Consider the following 24,230-nt stretch of genomic DNA (forward strand, 5'->3'; position numbering starts at 1 on the left):
GAGCGGGGACACGACGTCGTGCTCGTCCACACGGACATCTAGGCGGGCGTCCCTTTAGCGGCCGACGGCGGCCGGTCACCTTCCACGCGAAAGGTGACCGGCCGCCGTCGTACGTCAAGAGCAGCTGAACTTCGCGTCGCCCCACACGCCGTGGGCCCCGTTGATCGACCCGGATGGCTCGACCACCAGCTCCACGTATGCCGCACCTGTCAGGTCCACGTTGACCGATTCCGGGGCGAAGCCCGGCGTGTAGGTGCGGGACTGATACTTGTTCACCCCGTCGGCGTTGACCTTGAAAATGATGTTGCCGCCGAAGCCGCTCTCCAGCCCCACCTGCGAGGTGAAGGAGGAGCACTTGCCGCCCAGGTAGTAGGTGATCCGGGACAACGCGTGCACGCCCAGGCCCTTGCTGTAGCTGGGCTGCTGACCAGTGGCGGGGTCGGTGTAGTTGATGGCCAGGGGCTTGTCCGGGGACGTTGCCGAATCCTTGTTGGCCACATTGATGCCGATCACGCCATACCCATTGACAGCGTCCACCCAGGGGGTTTCCGAGGCGTAGACGGTGCCGTGCGGGGCCTCGGGCAGGGGCTGGGTGGTGACCTTCCAGTCGAAGAACTTCACCCGCGTATCGGTAGGCAGGGTGACGGAGGCCAGTTCCTTGGTGGGGTTGAGGCGCACCGTGTTGGAGAAGGCCTGATACTTGTACTGCGTGTATTCCGGGGACGGCCCGTTGGCGTTGTTGCGGCCCATCTCGGAGACCGCCACCACTGCCCCGTTCAGCACGCTGGGCTGGAGCCAGTTGGGGAAGAAGATGGATTGCTTCTCACTCGTTCCGTCCGTGTACGTCAGCGTCAGCACGGGACTGGTGCCGCCGCCCACCGCCGCCGATCCCAGCACGGCCAGGTGCGTTCCCTTGCCGCCCACGGCGATAGTCTGCCCGGAGAGCGCCACCGCGTTAGGGACATCCGGTCCGGCCGCAGGCCAGGTGTAGTCCACCCGTTTGGGCGTTCCGGCATTCACGGTCACCGTGCTGCCCGGCCGGACCCCTCCCGCCGGGATGGGCGCGGTAGCGAGCTGTTCGGCCGCGAAGGTGGCCCCGCCGCCGTCGAAGTTGCCCAGGGCCTTGTTTGCCACCGTGGTGACGGAAATGTTGTTGTACGCCGCGGCGAGGGAGCCGTAGGCGACATAGATCTGGTTCGCTCCGGCGACCGTCTGCGCGGTGCCGTCCACAGCCTTGTACGACGCCGAGAATCTGACGGTCTGCGGGCCCGCCTTTGCGCTGGTGCCGGGTGAGATCACGAATGTCGCCGTCGCCGTCCCGCCGCCGGGAACCGTTGCTGCGGTGTCCCCGGCGGCGCTCTTGACCGTCCAGCCTTCGGGCAGCGACGGGGTGGTCTTGACGTTGGACTTGGCCGACTTTCCGGTGTTGACGAATTCGGCGGTCACCGTGGTGTCCTGGTCCTGGAAGACCTGCTGGCCGGTGGTGACGCGGACTTCGGCGGCGCTGGCTTCCTGGCTTGCGCCGCCCAGCGGTCCGGCCTGCTTCAGGAGCACGCTGGCGGACTTGTCCGAGGCGATCACGCCTGCCTTGACGTAGATGGTGCCGTTGTTGGCTGCATCGAAGTACCAGCCGGTGCTTGCGGCGTCGAAGGCTTCCTTTCCGGCGAGCCTGCCAAGGATCTTTGTGCCGATCCGGACCTCGGCCGGGGCGGCGCCGGCGTGCACTTTGAGCTGGTACGGCCGGGCCGCGGCCTTGCCCGTGTAGTCGCCTTCGCGCGGGTTGATCGTCACGGACACCGTTCCCGGGCCGTAGTCCGGGGCCTCGACGTCGAAGCGCTGGCGTGAGGCCTTGCCGTCCTTGTAGTTACGGGTGACCTTGTCATCCTCGTACAGGGTGAAGCTGCCCTTGCCCTTGGCGTAGACGTCCAGGGTGATGGGCGAGTCCTCGGGAACCAGCGAGGCGTTGCGGGCCACGATGCCCTGCGGCACCACGGCGCCGGCCCGGACGAAGACGGGGAGCCTGTCCAGCGGGGCGTTGTAGCCGTTGAGGATCTGTCCGCCCTGGTAGAGCTTGCCGGTCCAGTAATCCACCCATTGCTGGCCGGCGGGCAGGAAGATGCCGTTGCGGACGTCCGTCTGGGTGAAAACAGGGGCCACCAGGAAGTCCTTGCCGAGCATGAACTGCTTGTTGGCCTCGTCCCCGTAGGACCACTGCTGATCCGGGAACTCCAGGGCCATGGAGCGCATCATGGACACGCCCGTGGTCGAGGATTCCTGGGCCAGGGTGTAGATGAAGGGCATGAGCTGCTGGCGGAGCTGCAGGTACTTGCGGTTGATGGCGGTGGCCTCGTCGCCGTAAAGCCAGGGCCGCTTGTCCTTGGCTGCCCAGCCGGACATCGAATACAGCGCGGGCGCGAAGGCCTTCCACTGCAGATCGCGGACGTAGGACTCGGGGGAACCGCCGAAGATGCCGTCGACGTCGCCCGTGGTGAACGCCAGGCCCGAGTTGCCGGCGCCGGTGAGGGCCGGGACCTGCCAGCGGACGGCGTCGAGGTTTCCGGAGTGGTCACCGGTCCACTGCATGCCGCAGCGCTGGGCGCCCGCCCAGCCTTCCACCATGAGCGCGGTTCCGCGGGCGTCGGAGTACTGCTCGATGCCGTCGTGCGCGGCCTCGCAGCCGGTGAGTGCCTGGCGGTAGCCCTGGCCCACCCAGGCGACGTCGAGCTTGCGCAGCCGCACTCCGGCTTCGCCCACTTCGTAGGCCTGGTTGGTCAGGGAGCGCTGCGTCCAGAGGCCCACCTTGAGATCGGTTTCCTGCTCGATGTTGGCCACGGTTTCCGGCAGTTGCTGGTACTCGCAGCCGTAGCCGTCGTTGACCAGCATCCAGCCGGCGGGCATGTCGTTCTCCACGAACTTGCGGGCGGTCTTGATGGCGTCAGGGGTTCGCTGTTTGGCGCCGTCCGGATCGCCGAAGCCCGAGGAGGAGTAGCCCGGGTTGGAGCGGTTGTAGCAGTCGGCGTCCCCGTATTCCAGGGCGTAGACCGGCGGCATCATGGGTTTGCCCGTGAGCGTGGTGTAGGCGCCCAGGGACTGCTTGTAGTCGCCCACGAAGTAGTAGGCGTCGAATCGCTTTTCCTCGTGGGTGGTGCTCGGCTGGCTGCCGAAGTCGTAGGAGCCGCGGGCGAAGGTGTTGCGCAGTACCCCGTAGCCCTTGGAGGACATGTAGTACGGCACGGCGTTGGGGTAGCCGTCGTCGTCCCAGTCGAAGTTCCGGGCGATGTTGATCAAGGCGCCGGTGTGCACGGAGCGGCCGTTCTGCATGCCGCCGCCGATGAACTGCTCGCCCTGCTGGGGCTGCAGGTGCTGGGTGGCCGACTTGGCGCCGAAGGTGATCGGCGCGGATTCGGCGAAGACCAGGGAACCATCCGCGCGGCTGACCCGCAACTGGGTGGTGGCCTTGTTGATTTCCAGTGTGACCTTGGCGGTCTTGATGGTGAGCCAGTCGCCGTCTTCGACAGTCACCGCCGTGCCGGCGAACTTGTCCTTGCCGACCACGATGTTCGCGGTGCGGGCGGGATCGCCCTGGTCCGTATTCGCGGGGTCGGTGAAGCTTCCGGAGGGATCGGCCTCGAGGCGGAAGTTGACCTCGTCCAGGAAGGTCACGCGGAGGGCGCCGGCTTCCGCGGAAAGGTCAACCACATTGTTGTCCTGCGTGAATCCGGTGATCCCGCCCAGGGGAACGCCTGCGGCGTCCACCGGGACCTCGGGGGTGACGGTCTTGATGGCGGCCGGGTCTCCGGGGGCGGCAGCCGCGGCCCCCGCGAAGCTGAGCGCCGGAATGCCCGACGCCGCCAGGAGGGACGCCAGGGCAAGCGCGGTGGTCTTTTTCCTGAGGCAGCCCAGGGTTCGGTGGGAGGTGTTGGCCCGGGTGCCGGGCCGGGCGTGTCTGGGCAGGGCTTTTCCGGGCAGGCCTGATGAGGGTAGCGACATGGGACTCACTTTCGAGGATGACTTTTTATGATCTAACTCACAGTGAAACGTTCACTAATAGTCATGGCGAAAGGAGGTCAGGTCAAGCGTTTCACCAAAATTTGACATATTGCAGGCAGAGGAAGGCGCAGGAGGAGGCGCGCGGTTTCGGGGTGGAAGGCTTTGGATTCCCGGAGGTCGGTTCTCCGAAAGCCCGCACGGCTCAGGCGTCGCGGATGATCCGCTTTTGCCTGGCAACGGCGATCGCGGCCGTGCGGTTGTCCACGCCGAGCTTGGCGTAAATGTGCACCAGATGGGTCTTCACAGTGGCCTCGGAAATGAAGAGCTGCCGCGCGATGGCCCGGTTGCCCAGCCCCGTGGCCAGGAGCTCAAGGATCTGCAGCTCGCGGGGGCTCAGGGCCGTCTCCGGATTCCTGATGTGCCCCATCAACCGGGCCGCCACCCCGGGCGCCAGGGCGGTCTGGCCGGCCGCGGCGGACAGGACGGCCTGGCGGATCTGCTCCGGCGGGGCGTCCTTGAGCATGTACCCCGCGGCGCCGGCTTCGACGGCGGCCAGGATGTCGGCGTCGGTGTCGTACGTGGTGAGGATCAGCACGGGCGGCGGGGGAGTTCCGGCGTCGCCGGCTTTGATCCGGCCGGTCGCGGTGGCACCGTCCATCCCGCCGCCCATCTGCAGGTCCATCAGGACCAGGTCCACCGGTTCGCCGAGCGCATTCAGGCGCGAGAGCTCGGCCAGGGCGGCACCGCCGTCGGCTGCTTCCGACACCACGATGACCCCTTCGAAATCGGCCAGCATGGCGCGGAGCCCGGCACGGACCACGGGGTGGTCGTCCACGAGCAGGACGCGGATGTCAGGCACCGGAGGCACTCCCTTCCGACAAACCGTCCCTTTCCGGCAGCGGCAGCCGGATGGCCACCACGGTTCCTTCGCCCGGCGCGGATTCGACATCCAGGGAGCCGCCCAGGGCGGACAGCCGCTCGCGCAGGCTGCTGAGCCCCACACCGCTGCCGTCTCCCCGCGCGGCAGCTGCCGGCAGCACGATGGCGGGGTCGAACCCCACGCCGTCGTCGTAGATGTCCATGGTCACCTCGGCATCCAGGAAGGACAGCGTGACGACGGCGGTCCGCGCCCTGGCATGCGCCCAGACGTTCGCAAGGGAAGACTGCGCCGCACGGAGGACCGTGGCCTGGTAGGCGTTGGGCAGCTCGACCGCCGTGCCGTCGAGTTCGAAGCGGCAACGCAATGGCGTGCCCCGGGCCGCGGCCTCGCTTTCGGTCTTCATGCACAGCCGCCGCAAGGTATCCACCAGGGTCGACCGCTCAAGGGCGGGAGGACGGAGTCCGCGGACGAAGCTGCGGGCCTCATCGAGGTTGGCGGCGGCGGTCTCCTGCACAGTCTGCAGGCGGCTGCGCACTGTCTCCTGGTCCCCGGCGTCGAGCGCCTTCGCCGCCGAACGGCCCATGAGGACGATGCTGGAGAAACCCTGGGCCAGGGTGTCGTGGATTTCGCGGGCAAGCCGTTCACGCTCGGCCAGGACGCCGGCGTCGTGCTGGCTCCTGGCCAGTTCGGCGCGGGTGCGGCGCAGTTCCTCGGCCGCGCGCCGCTGGTTCTCGGCTTCCGCGTAGAGCGCCCGGTAGGCGAGCCCGGTGACGACGGCGAAGGCCGCACCGAACACGGGTCCCAGGACCATCGCGAGCTGCATGCCGCCGTCGCCGGCACCGCTTCCGGCACCGCGGCTGTGGAACCATAGCGCCCCCACCAGCAGCGCCGTGCTGGCGCCGATGGCGGGCAGGGCCCAGCGTAAGGGAAGCAGGTGCAGCTGCAGGAAGAAGAGGGGAAATGCCACCCAGGCGAAGTCGGAACTGACCGTCAGCAGGAGCAGCCAGAGCAGGGTCACGGCGACCAGCCAGCGGAGGGCAAAGGGGTTCGGGTCAAAGCGGGCGGGGTCGGCTGCATGGCGCTTCTCCAGGAGGGTGCCCGCCAGGTACACGGCCGCGAGCAACAATGAAAGCACCAGGCCCGCACCCAACGCCACGGGCGAGGCCGGGCCGATCACCAGCCGGACCACCGCCACAAGCAGCAACACGGCGAAGCCCACGTGCAGGCTCACCCGGAGGACGCGCAGGATCAGTGCCGTGCCGCCTTGGTTCTGCCCTTCGCCTTGCGGGCCCCGGGGCTCCTGCCGTTCCTCCATGCCTTCAAGACTAGCCACCGGCACCGACAGGAAAGCGCCGATTCCCGCGCCGGAGCGGCCGAATCAACCGATCGGTTGATCCGCGGCTCAACCCCATGGTTCCCCCGGATCAACCCCGTGCGCGATGTCCCCGGCCCCCGCCGCGGACAGAGTGGAAACAGAAGCAAAACCGCCCCCAGGCTGCACGGCTCCGGGGCACGAACGAAGGATTCCGATGTTCCTCGCGCTCCGCGATCTCCGCTTTGCCAAGGGCCGCTTTGCCCTCATGGGCAGCGTGGTTGCCCTGATCACCCTCCTGTTGGTCATGCTGTCCGGCCTGACCGCCGGCCTCGGCAACCAGTCGACGTCTGCCATCGCCGCGCTGCCTGCGGACCGTATCGTCTTCGGCGCCCCGCCCGGCGGTGAGGCCAAGGCCTCCTACACGGAATCCGAAGTCACCCCGGAGCAGTTGAACAGCTGGCGTGCCCAGCCGGGCGTTGCCTCCGCCGGGGCGCTCGGCATCGGCCAGAGCCGGTTCCAGTCGCTCGGCGACGACGGCGCGGCCCGCGGCACCGCGAACGTGGCGGTGTTCGGCACGGACGGGACAGTACCTGCACCAGCCGCTGCGGGGCTCACGGACGACACCGTGGTCATCGGCGAAACCCTGGCCAAGGACTTGGACCTCGCCGAGGGCACCCGGGTATCCGTCGCAGGCAACAAGCTGACTGTCTCCGCCATCGTTCCGGACCAGTGGTACTCGCACACCGGCGTCGTCTGGACCACCCTGGGGACATGGCGCCAGATCGCGCACGCCGGCCCCGGTGAGGCCACCGCCCTGGCGGTGACGTTCGGCGCCGGAGCCTCCGTGGACACCGACGCCGCCGATGCGGCGGCCGGGACGGTCAGCGCCACCCCTACGGGATCCTTCCAGGCGCTCGGTTCCTACAAGAGCGAAAACGGCTCACTCATGCTCATGCAGGCATTCCTTTACGGCATCTCCGCCCTGGTCATCGTGGCGTTCCTGACGGTCTGGACCGTGCAGCGGACCCGCGACATCGCCGTTCTCAGGGCCCTCGGTGGTTCCACCGGATACGTGCTGCGCGACGCCTTGGTGCAGGCCGGAGTCGTGTTGCTGGCCGGCGCGGCGGCAGGCGGCATCGCCGGTGCGATCGGCGGCTTCTTCGCGGCCCAGGCGGCGCCTTTCCTCATCACGCCGCTGACCAGCCTCCTGCCGGTTGCGGGCGTGGTGGTGCTGGGCCTGGCAGGCGCCGTTCTCGCCGTCCGCGGCGTCACCAAGGTGGATCCTCTGCTCGCACTTGGCGGCAACTAAGCCGCTGACCGAACCGGCAACTCAGCCCGCAACCGCAACCCGCAAATCAGCCCACCCAAGCAAACATTCCCCGAAAGGCATATACCGTGGCCACCCCGCTCACCCTCGTCAACGTCACCCTCGACTACCCGGACGGCAGCTCCGCCATCAAGGCCCTGGATTCCGTCAACCTCTCGGCCAACGCCGGCGAATTCCTCTCCCTCGTTGGCCCCTCCGGATCGGGCAAATCATCGCTCCTCGCGGTGGCGGCAACCCTCGTCACGCCCACCTCCGGGCTGGTGCTGATCGACGGGCAGGACGCCACCGCGCTCGGGGCGGGGGAACGCACCGCCCTGCGCCGCGAAACAGTGGGCATCATCTTCCAGCAGCCCAACCTCCTGTCCTCGCTGACCGCCGTCGAACAGCTCGTCATCGGCGAGCACCTGCGGGGCAAACCGCTGCGCGCGGCACGCCGGCGGGCGGCGGAACTGCTCGACGTCGTCGGGCTAGCGGACGGGCTCAACAAGCGGCCACACCAGCTCTCAGGCGGTCAGCGCCAGCGGGTCAACATCGCCCGGGCGCTGATGGGAAGCCCGCGGGTGCTGCTGGTGGATGAGCCGACGGCGGCGCTGGACATGGAGCGGAGCGAGGCGATCGTGCGTCTGCTGCGGCGGGTCACCGATGAGTTCTCGACCGCAACCCTCATGGTCACGCACGACACCGAGTTCCTGCCGCTCACGGACTCCGTGCTCACCATGCGGGACGGGCGGCTTGGGGCAGCCGTAAGCACTGCCGCCTGACTCAGCGTTACTGGGACAGCAGCGCCTCATCCTGCGCCTCGTCATAGGCGTCCCGCGCGGCCAGGATGGCGGGCACGTTGCCTTCTGCCCATTTCCGCAGCTGCGCCAGGGGTTCCAGGAGGGAGTGGCCAAGCTCCGTCAACTCGTAGTCCACGCGCGGGGGTACCTGCGCGTGGATGGTGCGGGTGACCAGGCCGTCGCGTTCGAGGGAGCGCAAGGTCTGCGTGAGGACTTTCGGCGTGACGACGCTGACCATCTTGCGCAGATCGGAAAAGCGCACCGGGCCGCCCTCGAGCACCTGGACCACCAGCGATGCCCACTTGTCGCCGATCCGCTGGAAGATCACCCGAGAGGGGCAGTTGGGGTCCAGGACGTTGGCGGGGAGGCTGCTGTTGTCTCTCGCAATGGTATCCACTGGGTAACTCAGTTCCTTTGAAGCTATCAGTATCAAATAGATACCGTCTTTCCATTGCAAGATTAGCAACCCCGAGGAGAGACATGAAAATCGCAGTATTCGGCGCCACCGGCATGGTCGGCAGCCAGATCGTCAACGAATCCCTCAGCCGCGGCCACGAGGTCACCGCCATCTCGCGCAAGGGCGTGGATGTGGAAGGCACCCGCTCCCTCGCGGCCGATCAGGCAGACCCCCAGGCTTTCGCCGCCGTTGCGAAGGAACACGACGTCGTCGTGCTGGCTACGGGCCCCAGCCGCACCGGCGGCGACCACGGAGAATGGCTGGACGCCATGGCCACCGCGTACAGCAACACTGAAGGCACCCGCCTGATGATCGTCGGCGGAGCCGGCACGCTGGAGATCGACGGGGTGCGGCTGCTCGATTCCCCCGGATTCCCCGAGGCCTACCGGGCAGAAGCCACCACTGCGGCCAAGGCACTCGAGCTGGTCAGGCAGACCCCGGACAACGTGGACTGGACCGTCCTCGCCCCGGCTCCCGTGATCCAGCCCGGTGAACGCACCGGCCAGTACTCCACCGCCAAGGATTCCCCTGCGGGCAACAGCATCTCCTCGCAGGACTACGCGGTGGCAATGTTGGATGAGATCGAGACTCCGGCGCACCGCCGGGCGCGTTTCACGGCTGCCAACTAACTCACATCGCCGCGGTCCCGGGGAACTTTCCGGGCCGCGGCTTCGTGATTTACGTGAACATTCAAGTACATCGAGAGGACGACCCATGGCCGGCAAGAAACGACCCTGGATCCTGGTTGCCGTAGCCGCCGTCGCGGTCCTTGCCGCACTCGCGGCTATCTTCGGTCCGCAACTCTACGCACAGTCCCAGGGCCCGGCACCGGCGCCGCTGTCCGTGGCAAGCTCCTCCTCCACAGCTTCCGGCGCGGCTTCCAGCCCCGCCGCGGCCAGCTCCACCGATACCGGCACATGGACCGTCGCCTCCGCTTCCCAGGCCGGCTACCGGATCAAAGAGGTCCTCAACGGCGCCGACGTCACCGTCGTCGGCCGGAGCGAAAAGGTCAGCGGTTCCGCCACCGTTTCCGGCACCCAACTGACGAAGGCGAAGATCGACGTCGACGTCGCCAGCATCGCCACTGACAGCGGCAACCGCGACGACTACTTCCGCGGGACCGTCATGAAGGCCGATGCCTTCCCGACGGCGTCCTTCACCCTCTCCGCACCCGCCACCATTCCACCGCTCAGCTCAGCCCCCGCAACCGTCGAGGCGAAGGGAACCCTGGAACTGGCAGGGGAGAAGCGCGACGTCACGGCAAAGCTGCAGGTGGTCCGCGACGGGGCAAAGGTTTCGGTCTCCGGGACCATCGACCTCGTCCTGGCGGACTTCGGCATCACGGCGCCGGACCTCGGCTTCGTCAAGGTGGAGAACACCGGAAGCGTCGAGTTCCTGGTGCACTTGGAGAAGGCCTAGGGTCCCAGCTCCGGCAGCGGCAGCCCGAAGACGTCCTTCAGGGCGTGCCGGGCTGCGTGGTACCCGGGCATGCCGGTGACGCCTGGTCCTGGCGGGGTCGAGGAGGAACAGAGGTACACCCCGGGCAGCGGCGTGCGCCACGGATTGGTGGACAGCACCGGGCGGCGCAGCAGTCCGCGAACGTCCATCAGGCCGGCCCCGAAATCGCCGCCCACATAGTTCGGGTTGTACGCGGCGAGCCCGGCCGCCGTCGTCGTCTTCCAGCCGACCACCACGTCCCGGAAGCCGGGCGCGAAGGTTTCGATCCGCTCCATCACGGCAGGGGACATGTCCACCGTGGAGTTCCTGGGCACATGGCAGTACGTCCACAGGATGTGCCGTCCGGCAGGGGCGCGGCCCGGGTCCACCACGGAGGGCTGGGCCACGAGGACATACGGCTTCGCGGGGTGGCGTCCGTCGGCCACTTCATTCTCCGCGTCCGCCATCTGCGCGCGCGTCCCGCCCACGTGGACGGTTCCGGCGTCGCGCAGTTCGGTGGCCGCCCACGGCACGGGGCCGGAGAGGATGAAGTCCACCTTGCAGGCTGCATTTCCGAAGCGGAATGTTTCCAAGGCGCGCCGGTAGCGTCCGCCCGACGACCCGCCCAGCGCCGCGCCCGCGATGCCGAGCAGCTCCGGCGGCGCCACATCCAGCAGCACAGCGCGGGCGGGCCGGAGTTCCTCAAGGGAGCGAACCCGCACACCCCGCTCGAACACGCCGCCATGGGCCTCGATATCGCGCACCATGGCGTCCACGATCGCCCCGGAACCACCCACGGGCACCGGCCAGCCGCCTACGTGGGCCAGGGTGCTGAGCATGAGCCCTGCGCCGGCCGGGACCAGGGAGGGCAAACGGCCAATAGCATGGGCCGCCACTCCGGTCAGCAGTGCCGGTGCGGCGTCCCCGGCGAAGCGCCGGTTCCACCAGGGCCCGCCCTGGGACAGCGTGGCCAGGCCCAGGCGCAGCGCGGCCACGGGCTCCGCGGGAATCCGCAGCAGCTGGTTCTGGGACACGTCCAGCATGCCCTCCACCTGCTCCACCAGGGGCCGCATCAGCCTGCCGAACGCGGGGCCATCCACACCGAGTCCGTCCATGGTCTGCTCCAGAGAGCGGTAGGCGAGGGCTGCCCGGCCGCCGTCGAGCGGTGTGCCGTACTGGACCTTGGGCAGCCGCAGTTCCACGCGCTGCTCCAGCCCGAAGTCGCGGAAGAAGCGCGAAGCCAGCGCCATCGGGTGCACCGCAGAGCACACGTCGTACAGGTGCCCCGGCTCCAGCAGTTCCGCCGTCCGGGCGCCGCCGCCCAGCGCCTCCGCCGCCTCGTACACGCGGACGGCCAGGCCTGCGCGGGCCATCACCACCGCGGCGGCAAGGCCGTTCGGTCCGGAGCCGACGACGGCGACCTCAGCCATCGCGCCCGGCTTCTGTTTTTGCACGCCGCCACGGAAGCAGTGAGGCGGAAGGGCGCGCAAGATCCAGCCGGAACCAGTCCCGGGCGCCATCGAAAACGCCGCCGTGCGGATCGTCAATCCGCTTGACGCGGATCGGGTCCTGCCACGGGTCCCAGATGTCCAGGGAAACCCTCACCATCAAATATGCCGTTGCGGCCATATGCAGGAGTACGGCAAGCACGTAGTAGGGCATGTCCAGGTTGTGCTGCGGCAGGCCTCCACTGGTGTACTGCCCGAGGAACATCCACACGGCACCCCAGTGCAGCGCCTCGGCGGCCTGCCACAGCAGGAAGTCCCGCCAGCGCGGCCGGGCAAGGGCGAGCAGCGGTATCAGCCAGAGCACGAACTGCGGGGAGTACACCTTGTTGGTGAGGATGAATGCCGCCACGATCAGGAACACCAGCTGCGCCAGGCGGGGCCTCCGCGGGGCGGCCAGCCCAAGCAGCGCGATCAACGCACATGCCCCCACGAACAGGTCCAGGGCGAGGGAGTTGATGGTGGCAGCCCCCAGCTGCATCCAGTGCAGACGATCAGCCACCAGGTTGTAGGCAAACCACAGCGAGCTGAAGCCTGCCGGCCTGTCCTGGGTGAACTCGAAGAAGTAGCGCCAGCCGGCCGGGTTCATGATCGCGATGGGCAGGTTGACCACCAACCAGCTGGCCGCCGCGGCCCCTGCAGTCACCAAGAAAGTGCGGAATTTGCCGCTGCGGATGGCCAGCACAAGTACCGCACCCAGGGCCAGCACAGGGTAGAGCTTGGTGGCGGTCCCCAGGCCGATGAGCACCCCGGCCAGGACCGGCCTCTTCCGTGCGAAGAAAAACATGCCCACGGCGAGCATGGCCACGGCCCACATGTCCCAGTTGATGAACCCGGAGAGGACGATCCCCGGCGCCAGGGCCACCATGGCCGCGTCCCAGGGCCTGCGGCGGTTGATCCGTGCCGTGGCGAGGACCGTGACGATCCAGACGGCGACGACGAGGGTTGCGTTGAGGTCGAAGTAGCCGCGGATCCGCTCCAGATCCAGGCCACTCCCGGGGATGAGCAACGCCGTGGCTCCGGCGATCAGGCCCATGATCACGGGGTATTCGAACAGGCTCTGCTGGTCGAAGAAGGGGATCACGCCTTCACCCAGCCCCCGGCTGCGGAACAGTTCGGGGAAGTCCGAGTAGCACGTGGCGTAGAAATGCGTGGGGGTTTCCCAGCCGTTGACCCGGCAATAGCCCTTGATGAGAATCCCCAGTAATGCGGCGAGGACGGTGGAGATGACCAGCACGCGTTCAACGGTGAAGAAGCCGGGGGACACCGCACCCGGCGCACTGTGGCTTCCGAGCGGCCCGCCGGCTACCTCAGTGAACTTCGCAAGGAAGGAATCGTTGCTGCTGGGAATCACAAAGCGCGCACGCTTCTGCCGGCGGTGCGGTTTGGTCTCCTGCATGGCTTCGAGCATACCGCCGGCATGAAGCCTTAAATGGCGGAAGCCCGCGCTTAGCCGCGCGGGCTTCCGGGGCGAACGGTCCGATGTGTGCCATCAGTCCCTCCTGACTACTGACTGTTGGGGTTCATGGAGGGACTCAGCGGATGATTCCCATCTGGTGCAGGACGACATAGACGTCTTCGCGGCGCTGGTCCAGGAGTTGGCCGTTGAAGACCGACTTGTCCTTGGCTGCAAGCTTGGCGATGAAGACCTCTTTGAGGCGCTTGACCACGTTTCACCTCCTTTCCTTGGTTCGAATTGCCTGGAATTGGGCATGACAATTAAGGCCCTTGAATTCAGAGAAAACACCGGGTCTTATGACAAATAAATGCCAGGCAAAATGCGGGTAAGCCAGCGGAATTGCGGAAGACCGGCGGAATCCAGGGATTCCTGGGGAAATGGACAGACGTCCCCAACAAGAAGCTGGTTCCGAACTATGAGGACTCTGCTCACCACCGCGATCGCATGGTTCCGCTGAGGGAGTTCCGCTCTCAGGCGCTGGCCTGCACGGTTCGTAGCGTGCCTCTGCCCCTGAAAATCAGGCTTCCATGACAGGAAGGTGGTTCAGGCGTCGGGGCAGGCCGCGAAATACGTCAGGCCGAAATACGGTTCCCGATGTGGCGGATTCCCGCGCGCATTCCGGAATCCGGGCGCCGGGCCGCGAAGGTCGGGGCAGCAGCAGAGACGGTCATCTTCCATCCGCTAGTCAAAGTAATCATTTTCCCAACCTCCTTTTCGCCTCAGACGCCGTGCCGGCTGACTGGCCGGCGCAACGCGCACCTCGTTCCCGGCGGGTCGCTCTGGGAACAAAAATAAAGCTACACCATGAATCCGGGCATTGGCCAGCTAATTCACGGATAATTCAGAAAATAACTTTGGGTTCATGCCGGCCGGTGATGAATTGCCGGATTTTCCGGTTCAAGTCGTTGACGCCGGGGCGGGCCTGCGGGCGGCATCCCGGGTGTTTGTTCGGATCCGGTAAAGGCTCGTAGTCGCCGTGATGTATAGGTCGTGGCCGTCCGGCCCCCCAAAGCACACATTGGCTACCTTCTCCGGCATTTCGAGGGCGGCCAACAACTCGGCGGCCGGGGAGTAGACCCGAACGGAGGGTCCCGCGGATGTCCAGATCCGGTCTTCGACATCCACGCGGAACCCGTCCGAGGGATGATCGTCGTCGAAGCTGATGAAAGTGCGGCCGTTTTGGCAGGCCCCATCGCGCACGTCATACGCTGCGATCCGGTAGGTCTCGCCGTGGCTCGGTCCGGCAGTGTCGGCAACGTACAGGACCGACTCATCGGCGGAGAAAGCGAGGCCGTTCGGGTGCACCAGATCCGTGATCACTGGAACCAAGGCCTCGGACGCCGGCTGATACCGGAAGACGTAGCAGCCCCCGTACTCCTGATCGCCCTCATGGCCCTCCTTCGTGCCTGGCAGGATTCCGTAGGGCGGATCAGTGAACCAAATCCCCGAGTCCCGCGCAATCACGACGTCGTTGGGTGAGTTCAGCCGTCGACCACCGAAGGAATCCACCAGGCCGATCACCGTGCCGTCACTGTCGCGCTCGATCCGGCGCCGACCATGGCTGCACTGCACCACGCTGCCGTCGGCGTCGAGAGTTCGGCCGTTGGTGAAGTCCACGTGAGTCGCGTATGCGCGGGTCTGAGACGTTGCCGGATCGAACTCCAGAATCCGGTTGTTCGGGATGTCGCTCCAGCGCAGCGTCTGTGAAGAAGGCACCCAAAGCGGGCCTTCGGCCCATGCGCAGCCGGTGAACAGGCGCTCCAGCCGCCCGCTTAACAGCCCTTCCTGCATCGCAACTCCTTAGTTCGGCATAGCGGCGTTCGGCACGGCGGCGCCCATGTACTTCAGAAAATCGTTACCTAGAGTCCCCAGCGGATAATGGCGGGCGTCTTTTTGTCCCAGCCCAGGGTGCACACCTTCGCGGTTCCCAGGAGGAAATGCCGGCCCTCCCGGGCGTCCAATTCGAGCCAGCGGGCGGTGAGGATCCGGGAGAAGTGGCCGTGGGCCACCACCAGGACGTTGTCCATACCGGACTCCAGCACGCGCGCGATGATCTTGTCGGCACGGGCCGCCACGGAATCCAGGGTCTCCCCGTTGGGCACTCCGTCGGTCCAAATGAGGTAGTCCGGGTTGTCCTTGCGGATCAGGTCCGAGCTGATGCCCTCGTAGTCGCCGTAGTCCCATTCGACGGCAAGCGGTTCGTGGATGGCGTCGGGGAAGCCGGCAAGTTCTGCGGTGCGGCGGGCGCGGCGCAGCGGCGAGGTAAGCACGAGGTCGAATTCGATGCCCTCCAGGACCTTGCGGGCCTCCACGGCCTGCTGCTCGCCTTCGACGGTCAGGGGCAGGTCCGTCAGGCCGGTGTACTGCCCGCTCTTGGACCATTCGGTCTCGCCATGGCGCATGATCCACAACTGCGGGCGGGAAATCTTTGCCGGGTCAATCACTTAGGACTCCTCTGCGGGCGTGTCATTCGAAGGGTCTTCGCCGGAAACTTCGTCAGCGGAAGGCTCGACGGCGGATTCGGGCTGCTCAGCCCACCAGGCCTTGAGTTTCGCCACCGCGTCGTCGTACTCCAGCGGGCCGTATTCCATCCGCTGGTCCAGGAGGAACTTGTAGGCGCGGCCGACGACGGGTCCCGGCTTCAAGTCGAGCAGCCCCATGATCTGCCCGCCATCCAGGTCAGGCCGGATCGCGTTGAGTGATTCCTGCTCGGCCAGGGCGGCTATCCGCTGCTCCAGGTCGTCGTAGGCGAAGGACAGCCGGTCGGCCTTGCGCTGGTTCCGCGTGGTGACGTCCGAACGGGTCAGGCGGTGCAGGCGCTCCAGCAGGGGACCGGCGTCGGCCACATAGCGGCGCACGGCCGAGTCGGTCCAGCCGGCATCGCCGTATCCATAGAAACGCATGTGCAGTTCCACCAGGCGCGCCACCGCCTTGATGCTGTCGTTGTCGAAGCGCAGCGCCTTCATGCGCTTGGCGGTCAGCTTGGCCCCCACTACGTCATGGTGGCGGAAGCTCACCGCGCCGCCCGGTTCGAAACGGCGCGTAGCAGGCTTCCCGACGTCGTGCATCAGCGCGGCGAACCGCAGCACGAAGTCCGGGCCCGGCACGGGGCCATCCGGTCCGGTCTCCAGGGCCGCGGCCTGCTCCAGGACCTGAAGGGAGTGCTGGTAGACATCCTTGTGGCGGTGGTGCTCGTCGGCTTCCAGGCGCAGGGCAGATACCTCGGGCAGCACGTATTCGGCGAGTCCGGTGTCCACCAACAGGTCGATACCAACCCGCGGGTGGGCTCCGTTGATCATCTTCACGAGCTCCTCGCGGACCCGCTCGGCGGAGATGATCTTGATGCGGTCCGCCATTTCGGACATGGCCAGGCGGACGTCGTCGTGAACCGAGACACCCAGCTGGGACGCAAAGCGGGCGGCCCGCATCATGCGGAGGGGGTCGTCGGAGAACGAGGCCTCGGGGGCGCCCGGGGTGGCCAGCTCCGCCGCGTGCAAATCGCGCACGCCGCCGAAGGGGTCCACGAGTTCCAAGGAGGGCAGGCGCAGCGCCATGGCGTTGATGGTGAAGTCGCGGCGCAGCAGGTCGTCCTCGAGCGAGGAACCGAAGGCCACCATCGGCTTGCGGGAATCGGGGTCGTACGCCTCGGCCCGGTACGTGGTGATCTCGATCTGGAAGCCGGCCTTCTTCATGCCGATCGTGCCGAATGCACGGCCGATGTCCCAGAAGTTGTCGGCCCATTTCCTGATGACGGAAAGGGTTTGCTCGGGCGTGGCGTCGGTGGTGAAGTCCAAGTCGGGGGAGGTCCGGCCCAGGAAGAGGTCGCGCACCGGGCCGCCCACCAGGGACAGTTCGAATCCGGCGTCAACAAAGCGCTGCCCGAGGTCCAGCACCACCGGGTCGAGCTTGAAGTTGACTGAAGAACTGTCCAATACCTGCGCCATAGTCCCTTAAGCTTGTCAGATTTTCGCCGCCCCATCACACAGCCCATCACACCCGGTCCGGGCATGGGCCCGCCGAAGACGACGGCGCGTCACCAGGAGGCAACCGCGAGTCCATGTCCCGGTCATCAAGACCGGGCAAGAGTCGTTAGAGTGGACTTCATGGCCAACCCGATCCCGAGTGCTCCTGGCAGGAGGACCAACGCACCGTTGCCGTCGGCAATCGGTGCGCATGTCGCGCCTGCCCCGCACCCGGTCCAGGCCTCGCTTCCCACCGTGGAGGAAGTGTCGGCCGGCGGCGTGGTCGTGGACACCTCCGACGGCGAACTCCGGGTTGCGATCATTGCCCGCCTTAACAGGGGTGGCCGGCTCGAGTGGTGCCTGCCCAAGGGCCACCCGGAGGGCAAGGAAAACAACGAAGAGGCTGCGGTCCGCGAAATCGCCGAGGAAACCGGCATCGAGGGCAACGTCCTGGCACCGCTTGGCAGCATCGACTACTGGTTCACCGTCAGCGGCCACCGGGTCCACAAGACCGTGCACCACTTCCTGCTCCGGGCCACCGGCGGCGAGCTGACCATCGAGAACGATCCCGACCAGGAAGCCATCGACGCCGCCTGGGTTCCGCTGCACGAACTGGCACGCAAACTCTCCTTCCCCAACGAGCGCCGCATCGCGGATCTGGCCAAGGAAGTCCTGCCGGAACACCTCTGAGCACATCGCTCATGGGACGATTAGGGCAATGTCTGCTGCGAAGAATTCCCAGTCCGTCCAGTCCGGAGAGGCCCGGTCGAGCGCCATCATGGCCGCTGGGACCCTCGTTTCGCGTTTCCTCGGCTTCGCAAAAACCTGGATGCTCGCGGTCGCCCTCGGCCTGGGTTCGACGGTCAATGACACTTTCATCAACGCCAACAACCTGCCCAACCTGATCTTCCTGCTGGTGGCAGGCGGCGTGTTCAACGCCGTGCTGGTGCCCCAGATCATCAAGGCCAGCAGGGGTCCGGACAGGGGAGCCGACTACATCAGCCGCCTCCTGACGCTCGCGGTGCTCGTGCTGCTGGGGCTGACCCTGCTGGTCACCCTCGCGGCGCCTCTGGTCATCGACCTCACCACCCAGGGGTATTCGCCGGAGCAGAAAGCCCTGGCCGTCACCTTCGCGTTCTACTGCCTGCCGCAGATCTTCTTCTACGGCCTCTACGCCCTGCTGACCCAGATCCTCAACGCCAACGGAGCCTTCGGGCCCGCCATGTGGGCGCCCATCGTGAACAACGTGCTCGCCATCGCCGGCCTGGGCATGTTCATCGTGATCCTCGGCGCCAACCTGTATCACCCACACACCTTGGATAACTGGGGACCATTCCAGACCTTCCTCATCGCCGGCTTCTCGACCATCGGCGTCATCGCCCAGACGGCCGTCCTCTTCATTCCGGTCCTGCGACTGCGCCTCGGCCTGCGGCCGCGGTTCGGCTGGCGGGGCGTCGGATTGGGCCAGGCCGCAAAGCTGAGCGTCTGGACCTTGCTGACCGCCGCCGTCGGGCAGCTTGCGTTCCTTTATGTCATGAAGATCGCCACGATCCCCGGCGCCGAGAGGCTCCGCCTGGAGCACGCCGGCCAGGCCGAAGCCGCGGCCACCCTTCCCGGCAACGCCGTGCTGGAGGTCGCCAGCCAGCTGTACCTGCTGCCGCACTCGATCATCGCCCTGTCCCTGGCCACCGTGCTCTTCAACCGGATGACGCACGCCTCGCAGGCCGGCAACAGGGCCGAACTGCGCGAAGCCCTCTCGCACGGCCTGCGGACCATGGCCGTGGCCACCGTCTTCGGTGCCCTGGCCCTGTTCGCGCTGGCCGGGCCGCTAGGAATGTTCTTCTCCGGCGGAAAGCCGCAGGACGGCGTAATGCTCGCCCAGACCCTGACCATCCTGGCCCTGAGCACGCCATTCATGAGCGCCAACTTCATGATGTCCCGCGTGTTCTACGCCAACGAGGATGCCCGCACGCCGTTCTTCATCCAGGTGATCCTGGCGGGCGTGAACGTGGTGGGCGCGTTCGTCATCCAGTTCCTGCCGGTGGACCGGATCATCTTCGCGATCGCCGTGCTGTACACCCTCGGAAACATCCTCTCCGTGGTGATCAGCGTCTGGTTCCTGCGCCGCCTGCTCGGGCATGTGGACGGGCCGCGCATCGCCAACTCCTACATCAGGATGGGCTACGCGGCGCTCGGCTCCGCCCTTGCCGGTACCCTCGCACTGTGGCTCCTCGGCAGCTACCGGGCGGACGGTTTCGCGTGGAGCAGCCGCCCGGCCGCCCTGGTGACGGTCGTCGTCGTCGGGCCCGTCATGCTGCTCGCCTACCTGCTGCTGCTCCGGCTCTTCCGCGTCAACGAACTGCGGGACCTCCTCCGCCCGTTGCTCGGCCGCCTCGGACGCGGGGGCGTGCCTGCCGCTTCCCCGGAAAGCGCGACGGCGGCCCGCGCCACGGTTTCGGACGACACCGGCCTGATTCCGCGCATCTCGGGCGAGTTCGACGCCGCATCCTTCCGCGCCGGACCCGACCTTTCCTCCTTCGGTCCCAGCGGAGGGCAGGAACCGGAAGACGAACACACCGGCTGGACCAGGCCCGCACGGAGCTATCTCCCCGAGGAAGACGAGGCGGCGGGCGCACGCGGCTCCTTGTTCCGGGGTTCCCAGCTCCGCCGCGACGTCCCCCTGCCCGGCAGGCGAACCCGCCAGGGGCCCGCCGATGGACCCTCCCGCCGGGGGCGCAAGCGCGGCCGTCGGGAGTGACTTGGCCCTTCCAACACAAGGCCGGTCCAGCTCAATCCGCTAGGATCAGAAGCTAATAGAGGTAGTTGCAGGCCACGGGTCCACCGGCTGACCGGGAGCCCCGGGGAAGGGCAACGCAGCTGCCGGACAGCCTAGGAGGAGCCCGTGTCCCAACCGATCGACGTCGGATCAGTACTTGGCGGCCGCTACAAGGTCACCGCCACCGTGTTGACCTCGCACGACCACGATCTGGTGCTCGACGGCGTCGACCAGGTCCTCAACCGGCCGGTCAGCATCCTTGTAGCCGGCCCCGGGAACGCCGAACAGCTTGCCCAGAGCGCCCGCGAAGTGGCCACGGGTGAACGGCCCGGCAACGTGCAGATCCTGGACCTCGGAGTCAGCGAAAGCACCACCTACCTGATTGCCAACCACAGCACGGCCCCGGACCTGCTGGACCTTGTGGTGGCCACCAATCCTCCTTACGTGGAGCCGTTCTTCACGGATACCCTCGGCAGCGAGATCTTCGGCCAGGCGCGTTCGCACGAGCCCGAGACCTATGACGGGCTGTACGACGACGATGAGCACGACGCCGCGTACATCAACTACGACGATCCCGGGAACTACGTCGCGGCCCCCGCGGAGCGCTCCGCTCCTGCCGGGCCTGCCGCCGGGGGACCGGCCGTCCCGCCCATGCCCGCAGCGAGGCCCGCCTCAGCGAGTGGCATCGGTTCGCGGATCGCGGCCGCGGCAGCCGGTGCGGGAGCCGCCGCCGCTGCGGCCGCTTCCGCTGTGAAAAACGCCGCCGGCAAGACCGGCTCGGAAACCGCCCACGACGACGCCGGCAGCCCGGCTCCCGTTGGCCCGGCCGACGCTGAACACCCGACGTCGGCCCCCTCGCAGCCGCCCGCGGCACCTGCCCCGACGGCCGCCACTCCGACCACTCCGGCCCCCGTGACGCCTGCCCCGGCACCGGCGGCGGAAGCTCCGGGCGCAGCCACCAACGGGGCCCCGCCGGCCAGCAAGGCTCCGCAGCAGACCGCGCAGCCTCCGGCCACCCAGGCCGTTCCCGCCGCACAGGCCGTGCCCCCGGCTCCGGCTGCGACCCCGCAGCAGGCCCCCGCCGCGGAAGCTGCTGAACGCCCCAAGGTCTCCCTTTGGTCCGACGACGACTTCGCCGGAGCAGGCGCAGCGGCCGGCGCGGCCGGCGCGGCCGGCGGCTACGACCGCGGTGCCAGCAACTTCCCTGCCTCGGCGCGCAACCAGTCTGACGACTACGAGGAAGAGGATTACTACGAGGACGAAGAGCCGGTGCGGGAGTCACGCTCCATGCGCTGGTTGGTTGGCGGCATCCTCGCCGTGGTCCTGGTCGTTGGGCTCATCCTCGCCGTCAACACGCTCGGCGGCCTGCTGGGCAACAACAACGCGCCGGCGGCAAAGCAGAGCACCTCACCCACCAGCGCAGGTAGCGGCGGCACGGATACGTCCGGCAACAACTCCAGCGCACCGCCAGCCGCGGCAGCTCCAGTCATCGAGGGGGTCACCCGCCAAGGCGACTTCGATTTCGCGGGTACCTATGACAAGGACCTCGCCAAGACCTTCGACGGCAACGCAGCCAGCTTCTGGTCCAACATGGAATTCGCCACGGCCAACTGGGGCGGACTTGCTCCCGACGGCGTCCCGCTGGTCGTGAAGCTCAAGGAGCCCGCCGCGGTAAATTCCATTACCCTCAGCCAGTTGGGCGCTTCCGGAGGAAGCATCAGCGTCTACACCAACGACCGCCCGTCCATGGACGGCGCCAAGCTGGTAGGAACGAACAGCTTCACCTCGCCCGAACTGGCGATTCCGCTCAGCTCGCCCACTACAGCGCAGTACGTGATCATCAACATCAAGACCCTGCCCAAGCTCGCCGCTCCGAAGACCCAGTTCGGCTTCGGCCTCCGGCTCGCGGAGATCAAGGTCCAGTAAGCCAGCATGCCCCGTCAGCGCCGGTAACCGCAACGCGGTCTCCGGCGCTGACGCATTTAAGGACGCGCTGTTCCGGCCGCCTTCCGTCCGCCGTCGTTTGATCAGCTGCCCGACGCCGTCGGACACTTTAGTCCGACGGCAGCGGTCGTATTACGGCCGGCAACTGCTGCGGACTCGGGCGGCGAGGGCAGACGGTACCCTGAATATGGTGGATATTAGCTCCCCGGAACCACCGGAATATTCAACGGCGCCACGGGGTTGTGCCATGTGGCCGGGTTCGAGACCGGTGCATCGACTAAGGAAGAGGTTCACCCAACAGTGAGCAACGCAGAAAACACCGCGTCCCAGGTACGTGATGTCATCATCGTAGGCTCCGGTCCGGCCGGTTACACGGCGGCTGTCTACACTGCCCGTGCCAACCTGAAGCCGCTGCTCATCGCCGGTTCGGTCACGGCCGGTGGAGAACTGATGAACACCACTGACGTCGAAAACTACCCGGGCTTCCCGGACGGCATCATGGGCCCGGACCTGATGGAGAACTTCGAGAAGCAGGCTGCCCGGTTCGGCACTGAGATCCAGTTCGAGGATGTCACCGCTCTCGAGCTCGAGGGCGACATCAAGACTGTCACGATTGCCACAGGGGAGACCTTCCAGGCCCGTTCCATCATCCTTTCCACCGGTTCTGCGTACCGTGAGCTCGGCCTGGAGAACGAAAAGCGCCTTTCCGGCCATGGTGTTAGCTGGTGTGCAACCTGTGACGGTTTCTTCTTCAAGGACCAGGACATTGCCGTGATCGGCGGCGGTGACTCCGCCATGGAGGAAGCCCTCTTCCTTACGAAGTTCGCCAAGTCGGTCACGGTAGTCCACCGCCGCGACACCCTCAAGGCTTCCAAGATCATGGGCGACCGCGCCCAGGCCCACGAGAAGATCAACTTCCTGTGGAACACCGCAGTTGAAGACGTCATCGGTGGGGACAAGGTCACGGGCTTGAAGCTGAAGAACCTGGTTGATGGCACCGTTTCAGAGCTGCCTGTCACGGGCGTTTTCGTGGCGATCGGCAACGACCCGCGCACGGAACTCGTCAAGGACAAGCTCGAGCTGACTCCTGAAGGCACCATCGCTGTCCAGGGTCGCAGCTCCAAGACCAACATCAAGGGTGTATTCGCGGCCGGCGACGTCATTGATCCGACTTACCGCCAGGCCATCACCGCATCCGGCTCCGGTTGCGTGGCGGCACTCGACGTCGAACACTACCTGGCAGACCTGCACGGCTGAAACTAGCAGCCGGCAAAAGTCCATACGAAGGGAACGAAAGAATGAGCAACGCAAAAGACGTTACCGACGCCAGCTTTGGCACCGACGTGCTGAACGCCGAAAAGCCGGTCATCGTAGACTTCTGGGCGGAGTGGTGCGGTCCGTGCCGCAAGCTGGGCCCGATCCTCGACGAGATCTCGGTCGAATACGGTGACAAGGTGGACGTCGTCAAGGTCAACGTTGACGACAACCCGGCCATCGCCGCCGAGTACGGCATTACCTCCATCCCTGCCGTCTACCTCTTCGACGGAGGAGAAGTGAAGAACACCGTCATCGGTGCAAAGCCGAAGCAGTTCTTCGAAAAAGAATTTGAGGCTGTCCTTTCCTAGGATGGTTCACCCCGGGCGGGGAATTCGCGCCAGCGTCTGTTCCCCGATCTAGCCGAAGCCGGCGGCCGTTGCTCTTTGAGTTGTTGATCATTGAGCAGCGGCCGCCGGCGTTTTCGTGAGTATGTTGCGCACAGTTGCGGATTCGCCGCCTTGGATGCGTTGAGGATAAACCGACTTCCGTTTCATCCTCTTGTGAAAATTCAGGGGAGCGTCCAGGGCAACGCGGCTGCCGTCTGCGGCTGGTGTCCGCACCTTTCGATCTCGATTTACGCCCTCGGTGTCCCAGATGACTTCACCATAAGCACGGGGCGGTTTCACGTGAAACATCGTCTTGCGCTGATTGGATCGCCTGCCCCATCTGCATGCAGCGGCACTCAGCCTCGCTCGGTCGCTCGGGGACGAGCTACCCGCCCGCCGGATTCAGGGCAGGGGTGAGGCCACAGGTCCTTGCTTGCCGTAGTTTCGCCCGCTCGCGTCAGCAGCTGGTTTCGAGCGGCGCCGTGTCCGCGAATCGCTGTACGGATCGTCCTGGAAGCCAGGGCCTTCAATCCAGCGACTTGTGGGCGAACACCTCTTGGGCCGAAGATCCCCGTTACGCCGCCATGATCCGCGGAACCCGTGCATTGTTTTGACTCGTCAATCGGCTTCCCAATGTCCATCCGGCCTTGGCAATGGAAACCGTGCAGTCAGCCGACGCGGATGCGTCAGGCCCAGAGCATCAAAGTCGGTAGGCGTGGCGCCGAATTCAACTGCAAGCGTTTCATCAGCACATTG

General features: G+C 66.5%; 20 protein-coding genes. 9 read left to right on the top strand and 11 right to left on the bottom strand.

What is annotated here, in order from left to right; genetic code table 11:
• Window positions 1-114: 114 nt before the first annotated feature.
• The 3 genes from ACN9M4_RS20140 to ACN9M4_RS20150 all read right to left on the bottom strand — a co-directional run bounded on the left by ACN9M4_RS20140 (window position 115) and on the right by ACN9M4_RS20150 (window position 6,185).
• Complete coding sequence (locus ACN9M4_RS20140) at window positions 115-3,990, bottom strand: NPCBM/NEW2 domain-containing protein (RefSeq protein WP_426301091.1); 3,876 nt, start codon at window positions 3,988-3,990, stop codon at window positions 115-117.
• 202 nt (window positions 3,991-4,192) lie between these two features.
• Window positions 4,193-4,849, bottom strand: coding sequence for a response regulator (locus ACN9M4_RS20145; protein ID WP_426301093.1), 657 nt, complete (start codon window positions 4,847-4,849; stop codon window positions 4,193-4,195).
• Window positions 4,842-6,185, bottom strand: coding sequence for a sensor histidine kinase (locus ACN9M4_RS20150; RefSeq protein WP_426301095.1), 1,344 nt, complete (start codon window positions 6,183-6,185; stop codon window positions 4,842-4,844). The genes ACN9M4_RS20145 and ACN9M4_RS20150 overlap by 8 nt, the downstream gene beginning before the upstream one ends.
• A 214-nt stretch (window positions 6,186-6,399) precedes the next feature.
• Between ACN9M4_RS20150 and ACN9M4_RS20155 the strand changes: the two genes are divergently transcribed.
• A complete protein-coding gene (locus tag ACN9M4_RS20155; RefSeq protein WP_426301097.1) occupies window positions 6,400-7,494 on the top strand; it encodes an ABC transporter permease in 1,095 nt (364 codons plus the stop codon).
• Window positions 7,495-7,580: 86 nt separating this feature from the next.
• Window positions 7,581-8,273 (top strand): ABC transporter ATP-binding protein, encoded by a 693-nt coding sequence (locus tag ACN9M4_RS20160; protein ID WP_426301099.1) that lies wholly within the window; start codon window positions 7,581-7,583, stop codon window positions 8,271-8,273.
• A gap of 7 nt (window positions 8,274-8,280) precedes the next feature.
• On the opposite strand, the gene ACN9M4_RS20165 is transcribed toward ACN9M4_RS20160, so the two are convergent.
• Window positions 8,281-8,688 (bottom strand): winged helix-turn-helix transcriptional regulator, encoded by a 408-nt coding sequence (locus ACN9M4_RS20165; protein ID WP_426301102.1) that lies wholly within the window; start codon window positions 8,686-8,688, stop codon window positions 8,281-8,283.
• 83 nt (window positions 8,689-8,771) lie between these two features.
• Between ACN9M4_RS20165 and ACN9M4_RS20170 the strand changes: the two genes are divergently transcribed.
• Both ACN9M4_RS20170 and ACN9M4_RS20175 read left to right on the top strand, forming a co-directional pair.
• Window positions 8,772-9,377 (top strand): NAD(P)-dependent oxidoreductase, encoded by a 606-nt coding sequence (locus ACN9M4_RS20170; protein WP_426301104.1) that lies wholly within the window; start codon window positions 8,772-8,774, stop codon window positions 9,375-9,377.
• 85 nt (window positions 9,378-9,462) lie between these two features.
• A complete protein-coding gene (locus ACN9M4_RS20175) occupies window positions 9,463-10,167 on the top strand; it encodes a YceI family protein (RefSeq protein WP_426301106.1) in 705 nt (234 codons plus the stop codon).
• Here ACN9M4_RS20175 and ACN9M4_RS20180 read toward each other — a convergent pair.
• The 7 genes from ACN9M4_RS20180 to ACN9M4_RS20210 all read right to left on the bottom strand — a co-directional run bounded on the left by ACN9M4_RS20180 (window position 10,164) and on the right by ACN9M4_RS20210 (window position 17,093).
• Entirely contained in the window at window positions 10,164-11,615 is a 1,452-nt protein-coding gene (locus ACN9M4_RS20180; RefSeq protein WP_426303563.1) for a phytoene desaturase family protein, read from the bottom strand. The genes ACN9M4_RS20175 and ACN9M4_RS20180 overlap by 4 nt on opposite strands.
• Complete coding sequence (locus ACN9M4_RS20185) at window positions 11,608-13,089, bottom strand: glycosyltransferase family 87 protein (protein ID WP_426301108.1); 1,482 nt, start codon at window positions 13,087-13,089, stop codon at window positions 11,608-11,610. Before ACN9M4_RS20185 ends, ACN9M4_RS20180 begins: the two co-directional genes overlap by 8 nt.
• Before the next feature lie 136 nt (window positions 13,090-13,225).
• On the bottom strand, window positions 13,226-13,360 hold the full coding sequence (locus ACN9M4_RS20190) for a hypothetical protein (protein WP_426301110.1): 135 nt from the start codon (window positions 13,358-13,360) through the stop codon (window positions 13,226-13,228).
• Window positions 13,361-13,721: 361 nt separating this feature from the next.
• A complete protein-coding gene (locus tag ACN9M4_RS20195) occupies window positions 13,722-13,847 on the bottom strand; it encodes a hypothetical protein (protein WP_426301111.1) in 126 nt (41 codons plus the stop codon).
• Window positions 13,848-14,046: 199 nt separating this feature from the next.
• Window positions 14,047-14,940, bottom strand: coding sequence for an SMP-30/gluconolactonase/LRE family protein (locus tag ACN9M4_RS20200; RefSeq protein ID WP_426301113.1), 894 nt, complete (start codon window positions 14,938-14,940; stop codon window positions 14,047-14,049).
• Window positions 14,941-15,008: 68 nt separating this feature from the next.
• Complete coding sequence (locus ACN9M4_RS20205; protein ID WP_426303565.1) at window positions 15,009-15,551, bottom strand: histidine phosphatase family protein; 543 nt, start codon at window positions 15,549-15,551, stop codon at window positions 15,009-15,011.
• Window positions 15,552-15,593: 42 nt separating this feature from the next.
• On the bottom strand, window positions 15,594-17,093 hold the full coding sequence (locus tag ACN9M4_RS20210; protein WP_426301115.1) for a CCA tRNA nucleotidyltransferase: 1,500 nt from the start codon (window positions 17,091-17,093) through the stop codon (window positions 15,594-15,596).
• 207 nt (window positions 17,094-17,300) lie between these two features.
• Here ACN9M4_RS20210 and ACN9M4_RS20215 point away from each other — a divergent pair, with 207 nt between their 5' ends.
• The 5 genes from ACN9M4_RS20215 to trxA all read left to right on the top strand — a co-directional run bounded on the left by ACN9M4_RS20215 (window position 17,301) and on the right by trxA (window position 23,456).
• The gene (locus tag ACN9M4_RS20215) at window positions 17,301-17,801 is read left to right on the top strand and encodes an NUDIX hydrolase (protein ID WP_426303567.1); all 501 of its coding nucleotides are present in this window, start codon (window positions 17,301-17,303) and stop codon (window positions 17,799-17,801) included.
• Window positions 17,802-17,829: 28 nt separating this feature from the next.
• Window positions 17,830-19,869, top strand: a complete 2,040-nt coding sequence (gene murJ / locus ACN9M4_RS20220; protein ID WP_426301117.1) for a murein biosynthesis integral membrane protein MurJ — start codon at window positions 17,830-17,832, stop codon at window positions 19,867-19,869.
• A gap of 144 nt (window positions 19,870-20,013) precedes the next feature.
• A complete protein-coding gene (locus tag ACN9M4_RS20225) occupies window positions 20,014-21,813 on the top strand; it encodes an ABC transporter substrate-binding protein (RefSeq protein WP_426301119.1) in 1,800 nt (599 codons plus the stop codon).
• A 318-nt stretch (window positions 21,814-22,131) separates the two neighbouring features.
• The gene (gene trxB / locus ACN9M4_RS20230) at window positions 22,132-23,088 is read left to right on the top strand and encodes a thioredoxin-disulfide reductase (protein ID WP_426301121.1); all 957 of its coding nucleotides are present in this window, start codon (window positions 22,132-22,134) and stop codon (window positions 23,086-23,088) included.
• Between the two features lie 41 nt (window positions 23,089-23,129).
• Window positions 23,130-23,456 (top strand): thioredoxin, encoded by a 327-nt coding sequence (gene trxA / locus ACN9M4_RS20235; protein ID WP_426301123.1) that lies wholly within the window; start codon window positions 23,130-23,132, stop codon window positions 23,454-23,456.
• Window positions 23,457-24,230 lie beyond the last annotated feature (774 nt).

Source organism: Arthrobacter sp. R-11, assembly GCF_049913155.1.
Classification (GTDB): Bacteria; Actinomycetota; Actinomycetes; order Actinomycetales; family Micrococcaceae; genus Arthrobacter.